General features: G+C 59.4%; 1 protein-coding gene. It reads right to left on the bottom strand.

Annotated elements, in window-relative coordinates; all coding sequences use genetic code 11:
* Window positions 1–1,879 (bottom strand): histidine kinase dimerization/phospho-acceptor domain-containing protein (locus tag VJ956_RS13300; RefSeq protein ID WP_324085527.1); only part of this gene is annotated, 1,879 nt, incomplete at both ends.

Here is a 1,879-nt window from a genome sequence, read left to right as displayed (position 1 = left end):
GCGAATACGTTCAAAGGGCCGGAAAATGCGTTCTAGGTTCTCTTCGGCAATGCCTTCGCCGGTATCCTCCACGGTAAACTCCGCGATCTGGCTCCGGTATTTCAGGGTCAGGGAAACCCGTCCGGTATCGGTGTACTTGATAGCGTTGGACAGCAGGTTGATCAGGATCTGGCGCAGGCGCTTTTCGTCCGTGGTTACCAGCTCCGGCAGTTTGCCGATGCGGTGGTAATCAAACGCCAGACGTTTTTCCTCGGCCTGCAGGCGGAACATATGAACCAGCTGCTCCATAAGAAGGTCAATGCGGACCGCGTCCCGGTGCAGGTCCAGACGCCCGGCTTCGATTTTGGAGATGTCCAGTAGTCCCTCGATCAGATCTGCCAGATATTCACCGCTGCGGCGGATAACAGCCAGCGCGTCCTTGCGGTTATCCGGTATCGCGGCATCGTTCTCCATCAGTTGTGCGTAGCCCAGAATGGCATTGAGAGGTGAGCGGAGTTCGTGACTGATGCCGGTCAGGTAGCGACTTTTTGCACCATTTGCCGCTTCAGCGTGTTCCTTGGCTTTCTGCAGGGCCTGGTCGGTGCGTTCGTGGGCCACGATTTCTTCGGTCAGTAACCGGGTCTGACGCTGGGATTCCTCTTCGGCTACGGTGCGGCTCTCATGGGCCAGTACAAACAGCCAGCAAACCACACCGGTAATGATGATCAGCACGAAGAACACTTTCCAGAGCGTGATGGAGAGCACGGCCGCTTCGGCGGCGGAGGCCACCAGGGTCTGTTCATGGATCAGCCAGAGCAGCAGGCCGGAGACGCCGTTGATCAGCAACAGCAGCACCATGAAGTGGCCGATTCGGGAGTGCAGGTAGCCGAACGCTGATTCCGGAATGAACAGCCCGAAGAACCGGCGCATCTGTTCCTTGTAGCCGGCACCGGGCTTGCAGAAATCACCGCAGCGGGCATCCAGTGAACAGCACAGCGAGCAGATGTTGCCGGCGTAGGCAGGGCAGCCGGTAACGTCCTCGGGCTCGAATTCGTGTTCGCAGATACAGCAGGCCACAAGCTGGTGGTCGGTGGCAATCGGTACAAAGGGCCGGGCCATGTAATAGCGACCCTTCGTCTGCCAGGCGATCAGTGGCGCTATGACCAGTGCCGCGCCCAGGGTGATGAAGTGGGAAAGCGCCACGGCTACTTCGCCCAGCGCTCCGGCGTGGCTGACCATGCCGATCACCGAGGCCAGAATCATCGCGCCGACGCCTACCGGGTTAATGTCGTAGAGGTGCGCACGTTTGAACTCGATGTGTCTGGGACTTAAACCCAGGGGTTTGTTGATTACCAGGTCGGCCACCAGGGCGCCGACCCAGGCCACCGCGACAATGCCATAGAAGCCGAGAGTTTCCTCCAGCGCATGGTAAACGCCCAGCTCCATCACCAGCAGTGCAATCGCCACATTGAACACCAGCCAGACTACCCGCCCCGGGTGGCTGTGGGTCAGCCGTGAGAAGAAATTCGACCAGGCGATGGAGCCGGCGTAGGCGTTGGTGACGTTGATCTTTACCTGGCACAGGATGACAAAGATGCCCGCGAGGGCCAGCGAAGCCTCTGGCGAAGAGGTCATGTATCCGAAGGCCACCATATACATCCGGGTCGGGTCTGATGCGTCGGCGACAGCAATACCCTGATTCAGCGCCAGCACCGCCAGAAAGGACCCGGCCAGGATTTTTACAGTACCGATAACAATCCAGCCCGGCCCGCCGGCCATGACTGAGGTCCACCACCGTAACCGCTGCCCTTCCTGGGGTTCAGGTATGAACCTCAGAAAATCAGCCTGCTCGCCAATCTGCGCCATCAGCGAAAACAGCACGGCGGCGGCCGCCCCAAAA

Source organism: Marinobacter sp., assembly GCF_035268745.1.
GTDB lineage: Bacteria > Pseudomonadota > Gammaproteobacteria > Pseudomonadales > Oleiphilaceae > Marinobacter.
This window is presented reverse-complemented; position numbering and strand designations above follow the sequence as displayed.